The 15263-nt window shown below is 72.4% G+C and carries 20 protein-coding genes; 1 reads left to right on the top strand and 19 read right to left on the bottom strand.

The features are described from left to right. Nucleotides 1–62: 62 nt before the first annotated feature. The 10 genes from ABZ818_RS06585 to hisI all read right to left on the bottom strand — a co-directional run bounded on the left by ABZ818_RS06585 (nucleotide 63) and on the right by hisI (nucleotide 8064). The gene (locus ABZ818_RS06585) at nucleotides 63–836 is read right to left on the bottom strand and encodes a thioredoxin domain-containing protein (protein ID WP_361411580.1); all 774 of its coding nucleotides are present in this window, start codon (nucleotides 834–836) and stop codon (nucleotides 63–65) included. A gap of 89 nt (nucleotides 837–925) precedes the next feature. Beyond that, nucleotides 926–1762 carry a tryptophan synthase subunit alpha gene (trpA, locus tag ABZ818_RS06590; RefSeq protein WP_361411582.1) on the bottom strand — a complete coding sequence of 279 codons (837 nt, stop codon included), beginning with the start codon at nucleotides 1760–1762 and terminating at the stop codon, nucleotides 926–928. Then, a complete protein-coding gene (gene trpB, locus ABZ818_RS06595; RefSeq protein WP_361411584.1) occupies nucleotides 1759–3042 on the bottom strand; it encodes a tryptophan synthase subunit beta in 1284 nt (427 codons plus the stop codon). The genes trpA and trpB overlap by 4 nt, the downstream gene beginning before the upstream one ends. 208 nt (nucleotides 3043–3250) lie before the next feature. After that, complete coding sequence (locus ABZ818_RS06600) at nucleotides 3251–3439, bottom strand: hypothetical protein (RefSeq protein WP_361411586.1); 189 nt, start codon at nucleotides 3437–3439, stop codon at nucleotides 3251–3253. Nucleotides 3440–3485: 46 nt separating this feature from the next. Then, nucleotides 3486–4295, bottom strand: coding sequence for an indole-3-glycerol phosphate synthase TrpC (gene trpC, locus ABZ818_RS06605; RefSeq protein ID WP_361411588.1), 810 nt, complete (start codon nucleotides 4293–4295; stop codon nucleotides 3486–3488). A 176-nt stretch (nucleotides 4296–4471) separates the two neighbouring features. Then, nucleotides 4472–4972, bottom strand: coding sequence for a DUF2752 domain-containing protein (locus ABZ818_RS06610; RefSeq protein ID WP_361411590.1), 501 nt, complete (start codon nucleotides 4970–4972; stop codon nucleotides 4472–4474). Nucleotides 4973–5063: 91 nt separating this feature from the next. Then, nucleotides 5064–5309 (bottom strand): HGxxPAAW family protein, encoded by a 246-nt coding sequence (locus ABZ818_RS06615; RefSeq protein WP_361411592.1) that lies wholly within the window; start codon nucleotides 5307–5309, stop codon nucleotides 5064–5066. Nucleotides 5310–5451: 142 nt separating this feature from the next. Continuing rightward, nucleotides 5452–6099 (bottom strand): TIGR02234 family membrane protein, encoded by a 648-nt coding sequence (locus ABZ818_RS06620; protein ID WP_361411594.1) that lies wholly within the window; start codon nucleotides 6097–6099, stop codon nucleotides 5452–5454. A gap of 61 nt (nucleotides 6100–6160) precedes the next feature. After that, nucleotides 6161–7651, bottom strand: a complete 1491-nt coding sequence (locus ABZ818_RS06625; RefSeq protein WP_361411596.1) for an anthranilate synthase component I — start codon at nucleotides 7649–7651, stop codon at nucleotides 6161–6163. Nucleotides 7652–7662: 11 nt separating this feature from the next. Beyond that, nucleotides 7663–8064 carry a phosphoribosyl-AMP cyclohydrolase gene (gene hisI, locus ABZ818_RS06630; RefSeq protein ID WP_361411598.1) on the bottom strand — a complete coding sequence of 134 codons (402 nt, stop codon included), beginning with the start codon at nucleotides 8062–8064 and terminating at the stop codon, nucleotides 7663–7665. 166 nt (nucleotides 8065–8230) lie between these two features. Here hisI and ABZ818_RS06635 point away from each other — a divergent pair, with 166 nt between their 5' ends. After that, nucleotides 8231–8866: a TIGR03085 family metal-binding protein gene (locus ABZ818_RS06635; RefSeq protein WP_361411600.1), complete on the top strand. Its 636-nt coding sequence runs from the start codon at nucleotides 8231–8233 to the stop codon at nucleotides 8864–8866. Nucleotides 8867–8891: 25 nt separating this feature from the next. Here the strand turns inward: ABZ818_RS06635 and ABZ818_RS06640 are convergent, their stop codons facing one another. The 9 genes from ABZ818_RS06640 to ABZ818_RS06680 form a co-directional block, all read right to left on the bottom strand. Next, nucleotides 8892–10148, bottom strand: a complete 1257-nt coding sequence (locus ABZ818_RS06640; protein ID WP_361411602.1) for an MFS transporter — start codon at nucleotides 10146–10148, stop codon at nucleotides 8892–8894. A 14-nt stretch (nucleotides 10149–10162) separates the two neighbouring features. Then, a complete protein-coding gene (locus ABZ818_RS06645; RefSeq protein WP_361411604.1) occupies nucleotides 10163–10750 on the bottom strand; it encodes a helix-turn-helix domain-containing protein in 588 nt (195 codons plus the stop codon). Between the two features lie 113 nt (nucleotides 10751–10863). After that, nucleotides 10864–11619: an imidazole glycerol phosphate synthase subunit HisF gene (gene hisF, locus ABZ818_RS06650; protein WP_361411606.1), complete on the bottom strand. Its 756-nt coding sequence runs from the start codon at nucleotides 11617–11619 to the stop codon at nucleotides 10864–10866. Next, nucleotides 11616–12020, bottom strand: coding sequence for a RidA family protein (locus ABZ818_RS06655; RefSeq protein WP_361411608.1), 405 nt, complete (start codon nucleotides 12018–12020; stop codon nucleotides 11616–11618). The genes hisF and ABZ818_RS06655 overlap by 4 nt, the downstream gene beginning before the upstream one ends. After that, entirely contained in the window at nucleotides 12017–12742 is a 726-nt protein-coding gene (gene priA, locus ABZ818_RS06660) for a bifunctional 1-(5-phosphoribosyl)-5-((5-phosphoribosylamino)methylideneamino)imidazole-4-carboxamide isomerase/phosphoribosylanthranilate isomerase PriA (RefSeq protein WP_361411610.1), read from the bottom strand. Before priA ends, ABZ818_RS06655 begins: the two co-directional genes overlap by 4 nt. Nucleotides 12743–12746: 4 nt before the next feature. Further along, nucleotides 12747–13391 carry an imidazole glycerol phosphate synthase subunit HisH gene (gene hisH / locus ABZ818_RS06665; protein WP_361411612.1) on the bottom strand — a complete coding sequence of 215 codons (645 nt, stop codon included), beginning with the start codon at nucleotides 13389–13391 and terminating at the stop codon, nucleotides 12747–12749. Further along, the gene (locus tag ABZ818_RS06670) at nucleotides 13388–13552 is read right to left on the bottom strand and encodes a hypothetical protein (protein WP_172632997.1); all 165 of its coding nucleotides are present in this window, start codon (nucleotides 13550–13552) and stop codon (nucleotides 13388–13390) included. Before ABZ818_RS06670 ends, hisH begins: the two co-directional genes overlap by 4 nt. Further along, a complete protein-coding gene (gene hisB / locus ABZ818_RS06675; RefSeq protein WP_225074245.1) occupies nucleotides 13549–14151 on the bottom strand; it encodes an imidazoleglycerol-phosphate dehydratase HisB in 603 nt (200 codons plus the stop codon). The genes ABZ818_RS06670 and hisB overlap by 4 nt, the downstream gene beginning before the upstream one ends. Then, nucleotides 14148–15263 carry a histidinol-phosphate transaminase gene (locus ABZ818_RS06680; protein ID WP_361411615.1) on the bottom strand — a complete coding sequence of 372 codons (1116 nt, stop codon included), beginning with the start codon at nucleotides 15261–15263 and terminating at the stop codon, nucleotides 14148–14150. The genes hisB and ABZ818_RS06680 overlap by 4 nt, the downstream gene beginning before the upstream one ends.

Raw genomic sequence — 15263 nt, forward strand, 5'->3', positions numbered from 1 at the left:
CCGGAGCGGGGCCAAGGCAAGCAGCTCGGCTACGGGTCCATAACGGGCGGCTCGTGCCTCACTCATTTCCTGTCGGCCGCCTCCACCATCTGCTTCAGCTTCGCCGGTGTCATCGTCCGGTCCTGGAGGATGTTCTTCCCGTTCAGCAGGACGGTCGGGGTGCCCGAGAAGCCGCCGGCGTTGAAGGCCTGGTTGGACTTGTCGACCCAGCTGTCGTGCGTGCCGTTCTTGACGCACTTGTCGAAGGCCGGGGTGTTCAGGCCGCTCACCTTGCCCGCGAGCTGGATGAGTTTGCCGTTGTCCGCGAAGGCGTCGTCGGACTCCTTGGGCTGGTTCTGGTAGAGCACGTCGTGGTAGGCCGGGAACTTGCCGGCGTCCTGGGCGCAGGCCGCCGCGTTGGCCGAGCGCAGCGAGCCGGTGCCCCCGAGGTTGCCGTCGATCAGTCTGACCAGGTGGTACTCGACTTTGAGCTTGCCGGCGTCGGCCAGCTCGTGGACCGTCGGCCGGTACATCGTCTCGAAGACCTGGCAGGCCGGGCAGCGGAAGTCCTCCCACACGGTGAGCGTCGACTTGGCTGCGTCCCGGCCGACCGGGATCGCCAGGCTGTCCTTGCCCCGTGCGCCGGAGGGCCCCACGACCGGGCCCGAACTGCTGCTCTTGTGCTTGCCGGAGTTGGCGGCGACCACGCCGATCACCGCCGCCAAGCCCAGGACGCACACGACGGTCGTGGCCACGATCAGTGTGCGCCGTCGCCTCTCCGCGTTCTTCTGCTTCTCCCGCTCGGCCGTAAGACGCTGCCGGGCGGTGCGCTTTCCCTGATGGTTCTTCTCGCTCACACCCCCTGAACGAACCGGGGAGGCGCATTGCGCCTCCCCGGTGCCAGGACCACCCGTTCGGGCGATCGAAGGATGTGCCGCGGCCGTCGCTACGCCTGTCCGCGCACCCCACTCGCCAGCTCGCCCGCGAGGGCGCGGACGGCCTCGACTCCGGCCGCAGGGTCCGGGGCCTCCAGCATCCGCTTGACGAAGGCCGAACCGACGATCACGCCGTCGGCGAAGCCGGCGACCTCGGCGGCCTGGGCGCGGCTGGAGACGCCGAGGCCGACGCAGACGGGCAGGCCGGTGCCGGTGGCCCGGGTGCGTTCCACCAGGTCCTGGGCCTGCGTGCCCACCGACTCACGGGTGCCGGTGACGCCCATCAGTGAGGCGGCGTAGACGAATCCGGAACCGGCCGCGGTGATCTCGGCGAGCCGCTCGTCCTTGCTGCTGGGCGCGACGACGAACACCGTCGCCAGGCCGTGCTTCTCGGCGTGCTCCCGCCACAGGGCCGACTCCTGGACGGGCAGGTCCGGCAGGATGCAGCCGGCCCCGCCCGATTCTGCGAGTTCCGCGGCGAACCGCTCGACGCCGTAGCGGTCGACCGGGTTCCAGTACGTCATGACGAGCACCGGCTTGCCGGTGGCCGCGTGGGCCTCCTTCACCGTCCGCATGACGTCCGCGATCCTGACGCCGCCGCGCAGCGCGATGTCGTCCGCGGTCTGGATGACCGGACCGTCCAGGACCGGGTCGCTGTGCGGCAGCCCGACCTCGACGACGTCCGCGCCGCCGTCGAAGACGGCCTTGATCGCCTCGATGCCGCCGTCCACGGTCGGGAACCCGGCCGGCAGGTAGGCGATGAGCGCGGACCGGCCCTCCGCCTTGGCGGCGGCCAGCGTGTCGGCCAGCAGCCGGCCCTGTCCACCGGTCGATGCAGTCCCGCTCACTTGGCGTCCCCCTCGATCTCGGCGGTGTCGGCTTCGTCGGCGGCCACCTCGGCGTCGGTGTCGTACAGGCCGAAGTAGCGGGCGGCGGTGTCCATGTCCTTGTCGCCGCGGCCGGAGAGGTTGACCACGATCAGTCCGTCCTCGCCCAGTTCCCGGCCCACTTCCAGGGCGCCGGCCAGCGCGTGCGCGCTCTCGATCGCGGGGATGATGCCCTCGGTCCGCGACAGCAGGCGCAGCGCCTGCATGGCCGCGTCGTCGGTGATCGCGCGGTACTCGCCGCGGCCGGAGTCCTTGAGGTAGGAGTGCTCGGGGCCGATGCCTGGGTAGTCGAGGCCGGCGGAGATGGAGTACGGCTCGGTGATCTGGCCCTCGTCGTCCTGGAGGACGTAGGAGCGGGAGCCGTGCAGGATGCCGGGCTCGCCCTCGGTCAGGGTGGCCGCGTGCTCGCCGCTCTCGATGCCGTGCCCGGCGGGCTCGCACCCGATGAGGCGGACGCCGGTGTCCGGGATGAAGGCGTGGAAGAGGCCGATGGCGTTGGAGCCGCCGCCCACACAGGCGATGGCGGCGTCGGGCAGGCGCCCGGCGCGATCGAGGAGCTGGCGGCGCGCCTCGACGCCGATGACCCGGTGGAAGTCGCGGACCATGGCCGGGAAGGGGTGCGGTCCTGCGACGGTCCCGAACAGGTAGTGGGTGTGGTCGACGTTGGCGACCCAGTCGCGGAACGCCTCGTTGATGGCGTCCTTCAGGGTGCGGCTGCCGGACTTCACGGCGACGACCTCGGCGCCGAGCATGCGCATCCGGGCCACGTTCAGGGCCTGCCGCTCCGTGTCGATCTCACCCATGTAGATCGTGCACTGGAGGCCGAAGAGCGCGCAGGCGGTGGCGGTCGCGACGCCGTGCTGTCCGGCGCCGGTCTCGGCGATCACCCGGGTCTTGCCCATCCGCCGGGTGAGCAGGGCCTGGCCGAGCACGTTGTTGATCTTGTGGGAGCCGGTGTGGTTGAGGTCCTCACGCTTGAGGAACACGCGGGCGCCGCCGGCGTGCTCGGCGAAGCGGGGCACCTCGGTGAGGGAGCTGGGGCGGCCGGTGTAGTGGGCGAGCAGGTCGTCGAGTTCGCGGGCGAACTCGGGGTCGGCCTTCGCCTTGTCGTACTCGACGGCGACCTCGTCCACGGCGGCGACGAGCGCCTCCGGGATGAACTTGCCGCCGAACGCGCCGAAGTAGCCTTCGGCGCTCGGCACCTGGCCCTCCGGGTCGGGAATGAAGAAATCGCTGGGCATGCGGATACCTCACAGGGGCGTCTGCCCCGGGATCGGTGGGTCTGAGGGTCACGGTGGTCGCTTGCGCGTGCCGTGCTCCGGGTGTGCGGGCACGGCGTCGGCGGGCGGGCCACTCGGCCGGCGGGCGGACCGCGGTCGCGGTACGGCGACACGGGCCGGGAGCGGCGGAGGCGGGGCGACCGGCCTGGGCCGGACGACGCTGCTCAGCTCACCGCTGGTGGCGCGCACGCGGGCGACGCCATCGCATGCCGTTGACCTGGCCCGGTTCGTCGCCGATGACGTACCGCACCCTGCGGCCGTGCACACGGCGTGCGGGCGCGCGGCAGCCACGGGGCCGGCAGCCGCGCGCGAGGCGGGCGTACGGGTCCCGGGAGGGTTCGGCGATCGGGAGGGTCATCGGGGCACACACTACCGGCGTACGGCCACTCGGGTGAGCGGCTCGCTCAGCTCCGCCCGTGCCGCAGCGCCGGGTGTGCCCCGGCCGCCACCAGGTCGGCGACCGCCGTCTTCGGGTCGCGGCCGGTGACGAGGGACTCGCCGACCAGGACCGCGTCGGCGCCGGCGTTGGCGTAGGCGATGAGGTCGTGCGGGCCGCGCACGCCGGACTCGGCGATCTTGACGAGATCGTCCGGGATCTCCGGGGCCACCCGCTCGAAGGTGTCGCGGTCGACCTCGAGCGTCTTCAGGTTGCGCGCGTTGACGCCGATCACCTTGGCGCCCGCGGCCACCGCGCGCTCGACCTCCTCCTCGTCGTGGACCTCGACAAGGGGGGTGAGTCCGATGGACACCGCGCGCTCGATCAGCGACTCCAGGGCCGGCTGGTCCAGGGCGGCGACGATCAGCAGCGCGAGGTCGGCGCCGTACGCCCGGGCCTCCCACAGCTGGTAGGAGGTGACGATGAAGTCCTTGCGCAGGACCGGGATGTCCACGCGCGCGCGGACCGCCTCCAGGTCGGCCAGCGAACCGCCGAAGCGGCGCTGCTCGGTCAGCACCGAGATGACGGAGGCCCCGCCCGCCTCGTAGTCCGCGGCGAGCCCGGCCGGGTCGGCGATCGCGGCCAGTGCGCCCTTGGACGGGCTGGAGCGCTTGACCTCGCAGATCACCTTGACGCCGTCGCCGCGCAGCGCGGCGGCCCCGTCCTTGGCCGCGGGCGCCTTCGCCGCGCGCTCCTTGAGCTCGTCGAGGCTGACGCGCGCCTGCCGCTCCGAAAGGTCGGCACGGACTCCGTCGATGATCTCGTCGAGCACACTCACGCGAGCGGCCCCCTTCCAGACGGTGGACTGTTCCAGCGGGTCGAACGGCCCCCGGTGGTCCGCCGCGAACCGATCAGGCGGGCAGAACCGGTGGTTACTGCGATGGTATCCGGAGCCGGGCGCCGACCTCGCATCCGGTGGACGGCGGTCCCACTACCTGGACATACCGGGCCCGATCAAGGATGGAGCCAGCCACCGAACGGCAGGTTCCGGACAACGGTGAACACCAGCAGCAGGGCACCGAGGCTCCACAGGTGCGCGGTCCCGAGTACGAGGCGCGGCGGCCGCCCGCGCACGGCGCGCAGGACCCACAGCGTCCACACCACGGCGAAGACCAGGTAGCCCGCGACGGCCAGGGCGTTGTCGTGCAGGGCCGTCGCGAAGTCCCCGTGGACAAAGGCGTGGGCGCTGCGCAGCCCGCCGCAGCCGGGGCAGTAGAGACCGGCGTAGCGCAGCAGGGGGCAGACCGGGTAGTGGCCGGGCTGGTTGGGGTCCACGACCCCGACGTAGGCGAAGGCGCCGGCGACGGCGGTCAGAACCCCGGCCGGGACCGCGAGCCGTCTGAGCACGGCCGTGGCGTGCGTGGGGACGGCGGTTGCTTCCTGGGTGCGCCGCGGGCGGGGTATGGGCGTCCGGCCGTGCGTCACCCTCCGGCTGTCGGGGTTCACGCCTCGCATTCTGCCCCGGACCGGGCACACACGCGCGTGAGGGGCGGCACCGGGCCGCCCCTTGGGCTGTCGGGTGGTACGGGTCCGCCCCGTGCGGACCTCAGCCCTCGGCGCGGGCCGGCTCGCGCGGGCCGACCTGGTGCACGGGGTGCTCGTTCTTCTGGCCGAGGCCCATCATGCGCATGATGCCGCCGACGACGCCGCCGGCCAGCACGATCCCCATGCCGGCCCAGAAGCCGACCGGCTGAGCCATCACCATGAAGGCGCCCGCGACGCAGAAACCGATGAAGGCGATGATGACACCGGTCCAGGCGGCCGGGGTGTGACCGTGGCTGCTGCCCGCCATGACTTGCTCCTCGTTGCTGTGTTCTTGTCTGAGCCGGACGCTCGGCTCCATTGTCCCGTACGCGTGCACACGACGTGAGCGGGGGTGGCACCTCGCGACCGCCGTCCGGGCACGGCGGAGAGCGCGCCCGGCCGGGCGGCGGTCAGGCGGGTCCGGAGCCGGTCGGGTCCTCGCCCCGGTCGAGGGCCTTCCACAGGTCCTCTGGGCGGTCGGGGTCGACCGGGCGGGTCGCGCGGGAGCGGGGGGCGCCGGAGCGCTCGTAGCGGCCGGACATGGCCGGCCACAGGCGGCCGTAGCGCAGGGCGAGCAGGCCGGCCAGGAGCAGCAGCGCCCCGCCGACGGCGGCGACGTAGGGCCAGCCGGTGTGGCTGAGCGCGGCGGCGGTCGCGGCGGTGTCGCCGGAGACCTGGGCGGCCTTCTCGTCGAGGGCGCTGCCGCCGCCGGCGCCGAGCAGGGCGGCGGCGACCGTGCCCGCGCCGGAGAGCGCGAGCAGCACGGCGACCAGGACACGGCCGGAGCGGCGGACGGCGAAGACGGCGACCAGCGCGGCCAGGCCCACTATGGCCAGCGCCGCGGGCACGCCCGTGACCTCGCTGCCCTTGGCGGTCAGCGGGAAGGCGCCGCCGGCCACCGTCGCGGTGCCCTCCGCCCAGCGCTGCCGGGTGGCGAGCAGCGCCACGGCCGCGCCGAGCGCGCCGCACAGCAGGGCGACGGCGAGGCTGCGGCGGCCGGACCGGGCGGGGGCGGCGGCTTCGGAACGGGGGTGAGGTAGGGCAGTCACGTACTCCACTATCGCTCGGACCGCGGGCGTGGCGTCATCCGGGGTTCATGTGCCGAGCGTGAGAAACGCCCTACTGACCCAGCCGGTTCGCGGTGTGCACCGCCCGCAGGACGGCCGCCGCCTTGTTGCGGCACTCGGTGTCCTCGGCCACCGGGTCGGAGTCGGCGACGATTCCGGCACCCGCCTGGACGTAGGCGGTGCCGTCACGCAGCAGGGCGGTGCGGATGGCGATGGCGGTGTCGGAGTCGCCGGCGAAGTCCAGGTAGCCCACGCAGCCGCCGTACAACCCCCGCCGGGACGGCTCGAGTTCGTCGATGATCTGCATGGCCCGCGGCTTCGGGGCGCCCGAGAGGGTACCGGCCGGGAAGCAGGCGGTCAGCACGTCGAAGGCGGTGCGGCCCGCCGCGACGCGTCCGGTCACGGTGGAGACGATGTGCATGACGTGCGAGTACCGCTCGACGGACATGAAGTCGACGACCTCCACGGAGCCCGGCTCGCAGACCCGGCCCAGGTCGTTGCGCCCGAGGTCGACGAGCATCAGGTGCTCGGCGCGCTCCTTGGGGTCGGCGAGCAGTTCCTCGGCGAGGGCCTGGTCCTGCTGCGGGGTGGCGCCGCGCGGCCGGGTGCCGGCGATGGGGTGGACCATCGCGCGCCCGTCCTCGACCTTCACCAGGGCTTCCGGGCTGGACCCGACGACATCGAATCCGTCGAACCGGAACAGGTACATGTACGGCGACGGGTTGGTTGCCCTGAGCACCCGGTAGACGTCCAGCGCGCTCGCCGTGCACGGCGTTTCGAAGCGCTGCGAGGGGACGACCTGGAAGGCCTCGCCCGCGCGGATGCGCTCCTTGACGTCCTCCACGGCCGTCCGGAAGTCCTCGCCGCCCCACAGCGCGGTGTACTCGGGCAGTTCGGAGGGCGGCAGCGCGGCGGGCGGCTGGACCACCGGGCGGGACAGGTCCGCCTCCATGGCGTCCAGGCGGGCCACCGCGTCGGCGTAGGCCTCGTCGACGCCGGTGTCCAGGTCGTTGTGGTTGATCGCGTTGGCGATCAGCAGGACCGTGCCGTCCCAGTGGTCGAGGACCGCGAGGTCGGAGGTGAGCAGCATGGTCAGCTCGGGCAGCCGCAGGTCGTCGCGCTCGCCGGGGCCGATCTTCTCCAGGCGGCGCACGATGTCGTAGCCGAGGTAGCCGACCATGCCGCCGGTGAAGGGCGGCAGGCCCAGGTCGTGGGCGAGGTCGCGGGGGGTGTGCAGGGTCTCGACGGTGGTGCGCAGGGCGGCGAGCGGGTCGCCCTCGGCGGGGACGCCGACGGGCGGGGCGCCGAGCCAGTGGGCCTGCCCGCCGCGCTCGGTGAGGGTGGCGTCGCTGCGGACTCCGACGAAGGAGTACCGGGACCACGACCGGCCGTTTTCCGCGGACTCCAGCAGGAAGGTGCCCGGACGTTCGGCGGCGAGCTTGCGGTAGAGCCCGACCGGGGTGTCGCCGTCGGCGAGGAGCTTGCGGGTGACCGGGATGACGCGGCGGTCGGTGGCGAGCTTGCGGAACGTCTCGAGGTCCATGGCGGCTGACCCTACTGACCTTCGGCCGTCGCGCGGGAACCGGCGTCCTTCAGCAGGACGTCGGCGTCGAAGCAGGTGCGATCGCCGGTGTGGCAGGCGGCGCCCACCTGGTCGACCTTGACCAGCACGGTGTCGGCGTCGCAGTCCAGGGCGACGGACTTGACGTGCTGCACGTGCCCGGAGGTGTCGCCCTTGACCCAGTACTCCCGGCGGCTGCGCGACCAGTAGGTGCAGCGGCCGGTGGTCAACGTGCGGTGCAGCGCCTCGTCGTCCATCCAACCGAGCATCAGTACCTCGCCGGTGTCGTACTGCTGGGCGATGGCGGGCAGGAGCCCGTCGGCGCTGCGCTTGAGGCGGCGGGCGATCTCCTGGTCGAGGCTGCTGGGCGTGGGCGTACCGGGCGTGCTGGTCATGGGTGCCATTGTGCCGCGCGGGACCGGCGGACGGGGCGGCGTTCCACTGGCTGGGCGCCGCGGCGCGACGGGGGTCCTCCGGGCACCGGGCCCCGGGGCGGCTCGGCGCCGCGGCGTGTTCGGTCGACGGGTGGGCGGACTCGCTACGTGGTCGTAGGCTGACCACATGTCGACCTTTGCCAAGCGTGAACGGCTCCTTCTCGCCGATCTCTTGGAGACCGCCGGTCCCGAGGCGCCCACCCTCTGCGAGGGGTGGCTCACCCGTGATCTGGCGGCGCACGTGGTGGTGCGCGAGCGGCGTCCCGACGCGGCCGGGGGCGTGCTGATCAAGCCGCTGGCGCCCCGCCTCCAGAAAGTGATGGAGGAGTACGCGGCCAAGCCGTACGAGGAGCTGATCCAGCTGATCCGTACCGGCCCGCCCCGCTTCTCACCCTTCCAGCTCAAGCAGATCGACGAGGCGGCCAACACCGTCGAGTTCTACGTCCACACCGAGGACGTGCGCCGCGCCCAGCCCGACTGGACGCCGCGCGAGCTCGACCCGGTCTTCCAGGAGACCCTGTGGTCCCGGCTGGAGCGCACCGCGCGGCTGCTGGGCCGGGGCATCCCCACCGGCCTGGTCCTGCGCCGCCCCGACGGCCGGACGGCCGTCGCGCACCGGGGCACGCCGGTGGTGACGGTGACGGGCGAGCCGTCGGAGCTGCTGCTGTTCGCGTTCGGCCGGCAGGGCACGGCCCGGGTCGAGACGGTCGGCGACCAGGACGCGATCACGAAGCTGACGGAGACGAAGCAGCTGGGGCTCTGAACCCCGCCGCGCCGCCTCGGCGGGGTCAGTTGGGCAGTTCGGCGCGGCGCAGGGCGGGGGCGGCCAGGGCCACGACCCCGCCCAGGGCGCACACCACCGCGCTGGCGACGAACACCGGGCCGGTTCCCCAGGCTCCGATCGCGGCGGCGGACAGCGGCATGCTGAGCGGGGCGAAGCCGAGGCTGACCAGTCCGGCGACGGCGGTGACCCGTCCGAGGTAGGCGGGTTCGGACTGGGTCTGCAGCAGCGCCCCGCACACGGCACCGCTGAGGCCGGTGAGGAGGCCGACCAGCACGGCCACCGCGGCGGCGCCGAGGACGCTCGGTACGTGGGCGAGGGCGCCGATGGCCGCGGAGCCGGCGAAGATCGAGCAGCCGGCCAGGCTTCCCGCGCGGGGCAGCCGGCCCCGGACGGTCAGCAGCAGGGAGGCGGCTCCGGCCCCGGTGCTGAACCCGGCCAGCACCCAGCCCATGCCGGAGGCGCCCCAGCCGCGCTGGTCCGCCAGCAGGGCCAGGCCCACGTTGAGCGGGCCGACGAAGCCGAGGTCGCCCAAGGCGATGGCCAGCATCAGCGGGGCGAGGACGCGGTGGCGGCGGATGTACCGCAGGCCGCCCACCAGGTCACGCCAGGCGGTGGAGTCGCCGGCGCCGGCGGTGTCGTCCGGCGGCAGATCCCTCATCCGCACGGAGACCAGCAGCGGCACGGACACGGCGATCAGCAGCCCGGCGAACCCGAACGCCGCGGCGGCGCCACCGAGGGCGACGCCGAGACCGCCGAGCGGGGCGCCGACGACGCTCGCGAAGCGGATCGCCAGCCCGCGCATGCCCTGCACGCGCGCGAGTTGGCCCCGGCTGGTCACGCGCGCGGGCAGGGCGCCCACGGCGGGCATGAACACGGCGTCCACGGCGCCGAAGACCAGGGCGAGCGCGGCCAGCGGCCACAGGCCGGGACTGGTGAGCCACAGCAGCGCCGCCACGCCGAGCACGGCCGCGCACCGCACGACGTCGCTGCCGATGACGACCCTGCGCGGCCCGAGCCGGTCGGCGATCACTCCCCCGCCCAGCATCAGCAGCGCCCTGGGCAGCGCGCTGACCGCCATCACCACTCCGGCCTGCGCGGGCGACCCGGCACGGACGGCCGCCCAGGACAGGGCGAGATAGTAGATGTTGTCGCCCACCATCGAGGCGGTGTAGGCACCGAGCCACCGCAGGACGTTGCCGTCACGGTGGGCAGGACGCTCGACGGCGAGGGCCTCGGCGGATGCCGCGGAGACGGTGGTCACGGGGGTGGCCTCTCTCAGACGCGGAACGGGAATCCGTACAGGTGCAACGCGACGTGCTCGCGTTCTTCGGTGTCGCCGGCCTCTTCTGCGGCGCGCCCCTTCGCCTCGTACTTCTTGATCAAGGCGTTCATTTCGCGGGCGAGATCGGCCAGCTCCGGCGCGGTCAGCCGCGCCAGGTACTCGGAATCGAAGGACGCGCTGTTCCACTCGGGGCTCCAGTGGGCCCGCTCGTCGAGGTGGCGCCGGTACAGCTCGCCGCGCTGCTCGTAGAAGAGCCGGGAGGCCGCGGTGTGCGCGGCCGTCCTCTCGGGCGCGTCCCGGTAGTCCTCGTCGTGGATGCTGACGACTTCCGCGGCAGGGCGCCACCAGCGCTCCCGCCCGTCGGCGCTCTGCGCCTCGGCCTCCTCGATCAGCCCGTGCTCGGCGAGTTTGCGCAGGTGGTAGCTGACCAGGGACACGGCCTCGTCGACGATGTCGGCCAGCCGCGAGGCTGTCGCCACGCGCTCCAGGTACAGCGCCCGGTAGAGCTTCAACCGCAGCGGATGCGCGAGCGCCTTGAGGGTGCCCACGTCCGTGATCCGGCGGTTCTGCGCATCTGCCATGCCGACAGGCTAGATACGAAAGAAAAACTGCACAACACATTTTGCGCAACTTCTCTTTTGCATCCGCGCACGAGAAAGCCCCGGCCGGAACCGGCCGGGGCCCTGCCTCGCGACTACCTGACGGGGTGGCCCGCCCCGCGCAGGGCCTCCTTGACCTGGCCGATGCGCAGGTCGCCGAAGTGGAAGACCGAGGCGGCCAGGACCGCGTCCGCGCCGGCTGTGACGGCCGGGGGGAAGTCGGCGAGCTTGCCGGCGCCGCCCGAGGCAATCACCGGTACCGTCACGTGCTTGCGGACGGCCGCGATCATCTCCAGGTCGTAGCCGTCCTTCGTGCCGTCCGCGTCCATCGAGTTGAGCAGGATCTCGCCCGCGCCCAGCTCCGCCGCCCGGTGCGCCCACTCCACCGCGTCGATGCCGGTGCCCCGGCGGCCGCCGTGGGTGGTCACCTCGAAGCTCCCGGAGGGAGTGCGGCGGGCGTCCACCGACAGGACCAGCACCTGGCGGCCGAAGCGCTCGGCGATCTCCCTGATCAGGTCCGGGCGGGCGATCGCGGCCGTGTTGACACCCACCTTGTCCGCGCCCGCCCGCAGCAGCTTGTCCACGTCCTCGGTGGTGCGGACGCCGCCGCCCACCGTCAGGGGGATGAACACCTGCTCGGCGGTGCGGCGCACCACGTCGTACGTCGTCTCCCGGTCGCCCGAGGACGCGGTGATGTCCAGGAACGTCAACTCGTCGGCGCCCTCGGCGTCGTACACCTTGGCCATCTCGACGGGGTCGCCGGCGTCACGCAGGTTCTGGAAGTTGACGCCCTTGACCACCCGGCCGCCGTCCACGTCCAGGCAGGGGATGACTCGGACCGCCAGGGTCATGAATCCACGGCTCCTCTGTATGCCTCTAGCTCGATCTCGACCAGGATGCGCGGATCCACGAAGCCCTCGACCACCAGCAGGGTCGAGACCGGACGCACCGAGTCGAACAGTTCCTTGTGGGCCCTGCCCACCTCGTCCACGTCCCGCAGATGGGTCAGGTACATCCGGGTCCGGACCACCGACTCGGGGCCCAGTCCGAACTCGGCGATCGCTTCCAGCGCGCTGGTGAACGCGACCTTCGCCTGCTCGTACGGATCGCCCTCCCCGTACAGCACACGGCCCTTGAAGCCCGTCGTGCCGGCCACCAGGACCCGGTCGCCCGCCGCTATGGCGCGCGCGTAACCGAATGTCTCTTCCCAAGGACTTCCGCTCTGCACGCGCCGTACGGCTTCCGACGTCATGACGCCACTGCCTCCAAGGCCTCTTCCAGGGTGAACGCCTTCGCATACAGGGCCTTCCCGACGATGGCGCCCTCGACACCGAGCGGCACCAGGCCGGCGAGCGCCCGCAGGTCGTCGAGCGAGGAGACACCGCCCGACGCCACCACCGGGCGGTCGGTCGCCGCGCAGACGTTCCTCAGCAGCTCCAGGTTGGGGCCCTGAAGGGTGCCGTCCTTGGCGATGTCGGTGACGACGTAGCGCGCGCAGCCCTCCTTGTCGAGGCGCTCCAGCGTCTCGTACAGGTCGCCGCCGTCGCGGGTCCAGCCGCGGCCGCGCAGCGTGGTGCCCCGTACGTCCAGGCCGACCGCGATCCGGTCGCCGTGCCGGGCGATGACCTCCGCGACCCACTCGGGGGACTCCAGGGCGGCGGTGCCGAGGTTCACGCGGGTGCAGCCGGTGGCCAGGGCGGCGGCGAGGGTGTCGTCGTCGCGGATACCGCCGGACATCTCCACCTTGATGTCCATGGCCCGGGCGACCTCGGAGATCAGCTCGCGGTTGTCGCCGGTGCCGAACGCGGCGTCCAGATCCACCAGGTGCAGCCACTCGGCGCCCGCGCGCTGCCAGGCCAGGGCGGCCTCCAGCGGAGAGCCGTACGAGGTCTCCGTGCCGGACTCGCCGTGCACGAGGCGCACGGCCTGGCCGTCGCGGACGTCGACGGCGGGGAGGAGTTCGAGCTTGGCCATGTCTCTACAGGGTTCCGATCCAGTTGGTGAGCAGCTGCGCTCCGGCGTCGCCGGACTTCTCGGGGTGGAACTGGGTGGCCCACAGGGCGTCGTTCTCCACGGCGGCCACGAAGGGCTTGCCGTGCGTCGCCCAGGTCACCCTGGGGACGTTCAGCACCGGGTTGTGGGTCTCCAACCGCCAGTCGTGGACGGCGTAGGAGTGCACGAAGTAGAAGCGGGCGTCCGCGTCCAGGCCGGCGAACAGCTCCGATCCTGACGGCGCCTGCACCGTGTTCCAGCCCATGTGGGGCACGACATCGGCCTGGAGCGGCTCGACCGTGCCGGGCCACTCGTCCAGGCCCTCGGCCTCCACCCCGTGCTCGATGCCGCGCGCGAAGAGGACCTGCATACCGACGCAGATGCCCATCACCGGCCGCCCGCCGGACAGCCGGCGGTCGATGATCCAGTCGCCGCGCACGTCCTTCAGGCCCCGCATGCAGGCGGCGAAGGCGCCCACGCCCGGCACCAGCAGACCGTCGGCGTTCATCGCCGCGTCGTAGTCGCGGGTGATCTCGACGTCGGCTCCCGCGCGGGCGAGGGCCCGCTCGGCGGAGCGGACGTTGCCGAAGCCGTAGTCGAAGACCACCACCCTTTTCGCGCCGGTGCTCAATTCCACACCTCCAGCCGCATCACGCCCGCGACGAGGCACATCGCCGCGCCGATGGACAGCAGCACGATGAGGCTCTTCGGCATCTGCTGCTTGACGAAGGAGATGATGCCGCCGAGCAGGAACAGGCCGACGACGATCAGCAGGGTCGACAGACCGGTCACAGCGCGCCCTTCGTGGAAGGGATGATGCCGGCCGCGCGCGGGTCGCGCTCGGACGCGTACCGCAGGGCCCGGGCCAGCGCCTTGAACTGGCACTCCACGATGTGGTGCGCGTTGCGCCCGTAGGGCACGTGCACGTGCAGCGCGATCTGCGCCTGGGCGACGAAGGACTCCAGGATGTGGCGGGTCATCGTGGTGTCGTACTCGCCGATCATCGGCGCCATGTTCTCGGGCTCGGTGTGCACGAGGTACGGGCGGCCGGACAGGTCGACGGTGACCTGGGCGAGCGACTCGTCCAGCGGGACCGTGCAGTTGCCGAAGCGGTAGATGCCCACCTTGTCGCCGAGCGCCTGCTTGAAGGCGGCGCCCAGCGCGAGGGCGGTGTCCTCGATGGTGTGGTGGGAGTCGATGTGCAGATCGCCGTCCGTCTTCACGGTCAGGTCGAACAGACCGTGCCGGCCGAGCTGGTCGAGCATGTGGTCGTAGAAGCCGACGCCGGTGGCGATGTCGGTCCTGCCGGTGCCGTCGAGGTCGATCTCGACCAGGACCGAGGTCTCCTTTGTGGTGCGCTCGACCCTGCCGACGCGTCCCTCGCGAGTCATCCGCTCTGCTCCTGTTCCTTCTTCAGTTCCCGTACCGCGTCGAGGAACGCGTCGTTCTCCTTCGGCGTTCCCGCGGTGACCCGCAGCCATCCGGGTACGCCGTTGTCCCGGACCAGGACGCCCCGGTCCAGGATCCGCCGCCAGGCGGTGTGGGCGTCCTCGAACCGCCCGAACTGGATGAAGTTGGCGTCCGACTCGATCACGTCGTAGCCGATCGCGCGCAGTTCGCCGACCAGCCGGTCCCGCTCGGCCTTCAGCTGCTCGACGTAGCCCAGCAGCGTGTCGGTGTGCTCCAGGGCGGCCAGCGCCGTCGCCTGCGTGATCGCCGAGAGGTGGTACGGCAGCCGGACCAGCTGCACGGCGTCCACGACCGCCGGGTGCGCCGCGAGGTAGCCCAGGCGCAGGCCGGCGGCGCCGAACGCCTTGGACATGGTGCGGGAGACGACCAGGTGCGGCCGGCCCTCGAGCAGCGGCAGCAGCGAGGCGCCGTGGCTGAACTCGACGTACGCCTCGTCCACGATCACCATGGACGGCCTGGCCGCCTGCGCGGCCTCGTACAGCGCGAGGACGGTCTCCCGCGACACCGCGTTGCCGGTGGGGTTGTTGGGGGTCGTGACGAAGACGACGTCCGGGCGGTGCTCCGCGATCGCCCGCTCGGCGGCGGCGAGGTCGATCGTGAAGTCCTCGCGGCGCGGCCCGGAGATCCAGCCCGTGCCCGTGCCGCGCGCGATGAGCGCGTGCATGGAGTACGAGGGCTCGAAGCCGATCGCCGTGCGGCCCGGACCGCCGAAGGCCTGGAGCAGCTGCTGGATGACCTCGTTGGAGCCGTTGGCCGCCCAGACGTTCTCGACGCCGACCCGGTGGCCGCCCGTCCTCGTCAGGTACCTGGCGAGCTCGGTGCGCAGCTCCACCGCGTCCCGGTCGGGATAGCGGTTGAGGCTGCGGGCGGCCTCGCGCACCCGCTGGGCGATCCGCTCGACCAGCGGCTCGGGCAGCGGGTAGGGGTTCTCGTTCGTGTTCAGCCGTACGGGGACGTCCAACTGGGGCGCGCCGTAAGGGGACTTGCCACGCAGCTCGTCCCGTACGGGAAGATCGTCGATTCCGAAGCTCAC

This window comes from Streptomyces sp. NPDC047453, from assembly GCF_040643155.1.
Taxonomy (GTDB): domain Bacteria; phylum Actinomycetota; class Actinomycetes; order Streptomycetales; family Streptomycetaceae; genus Streptomyces.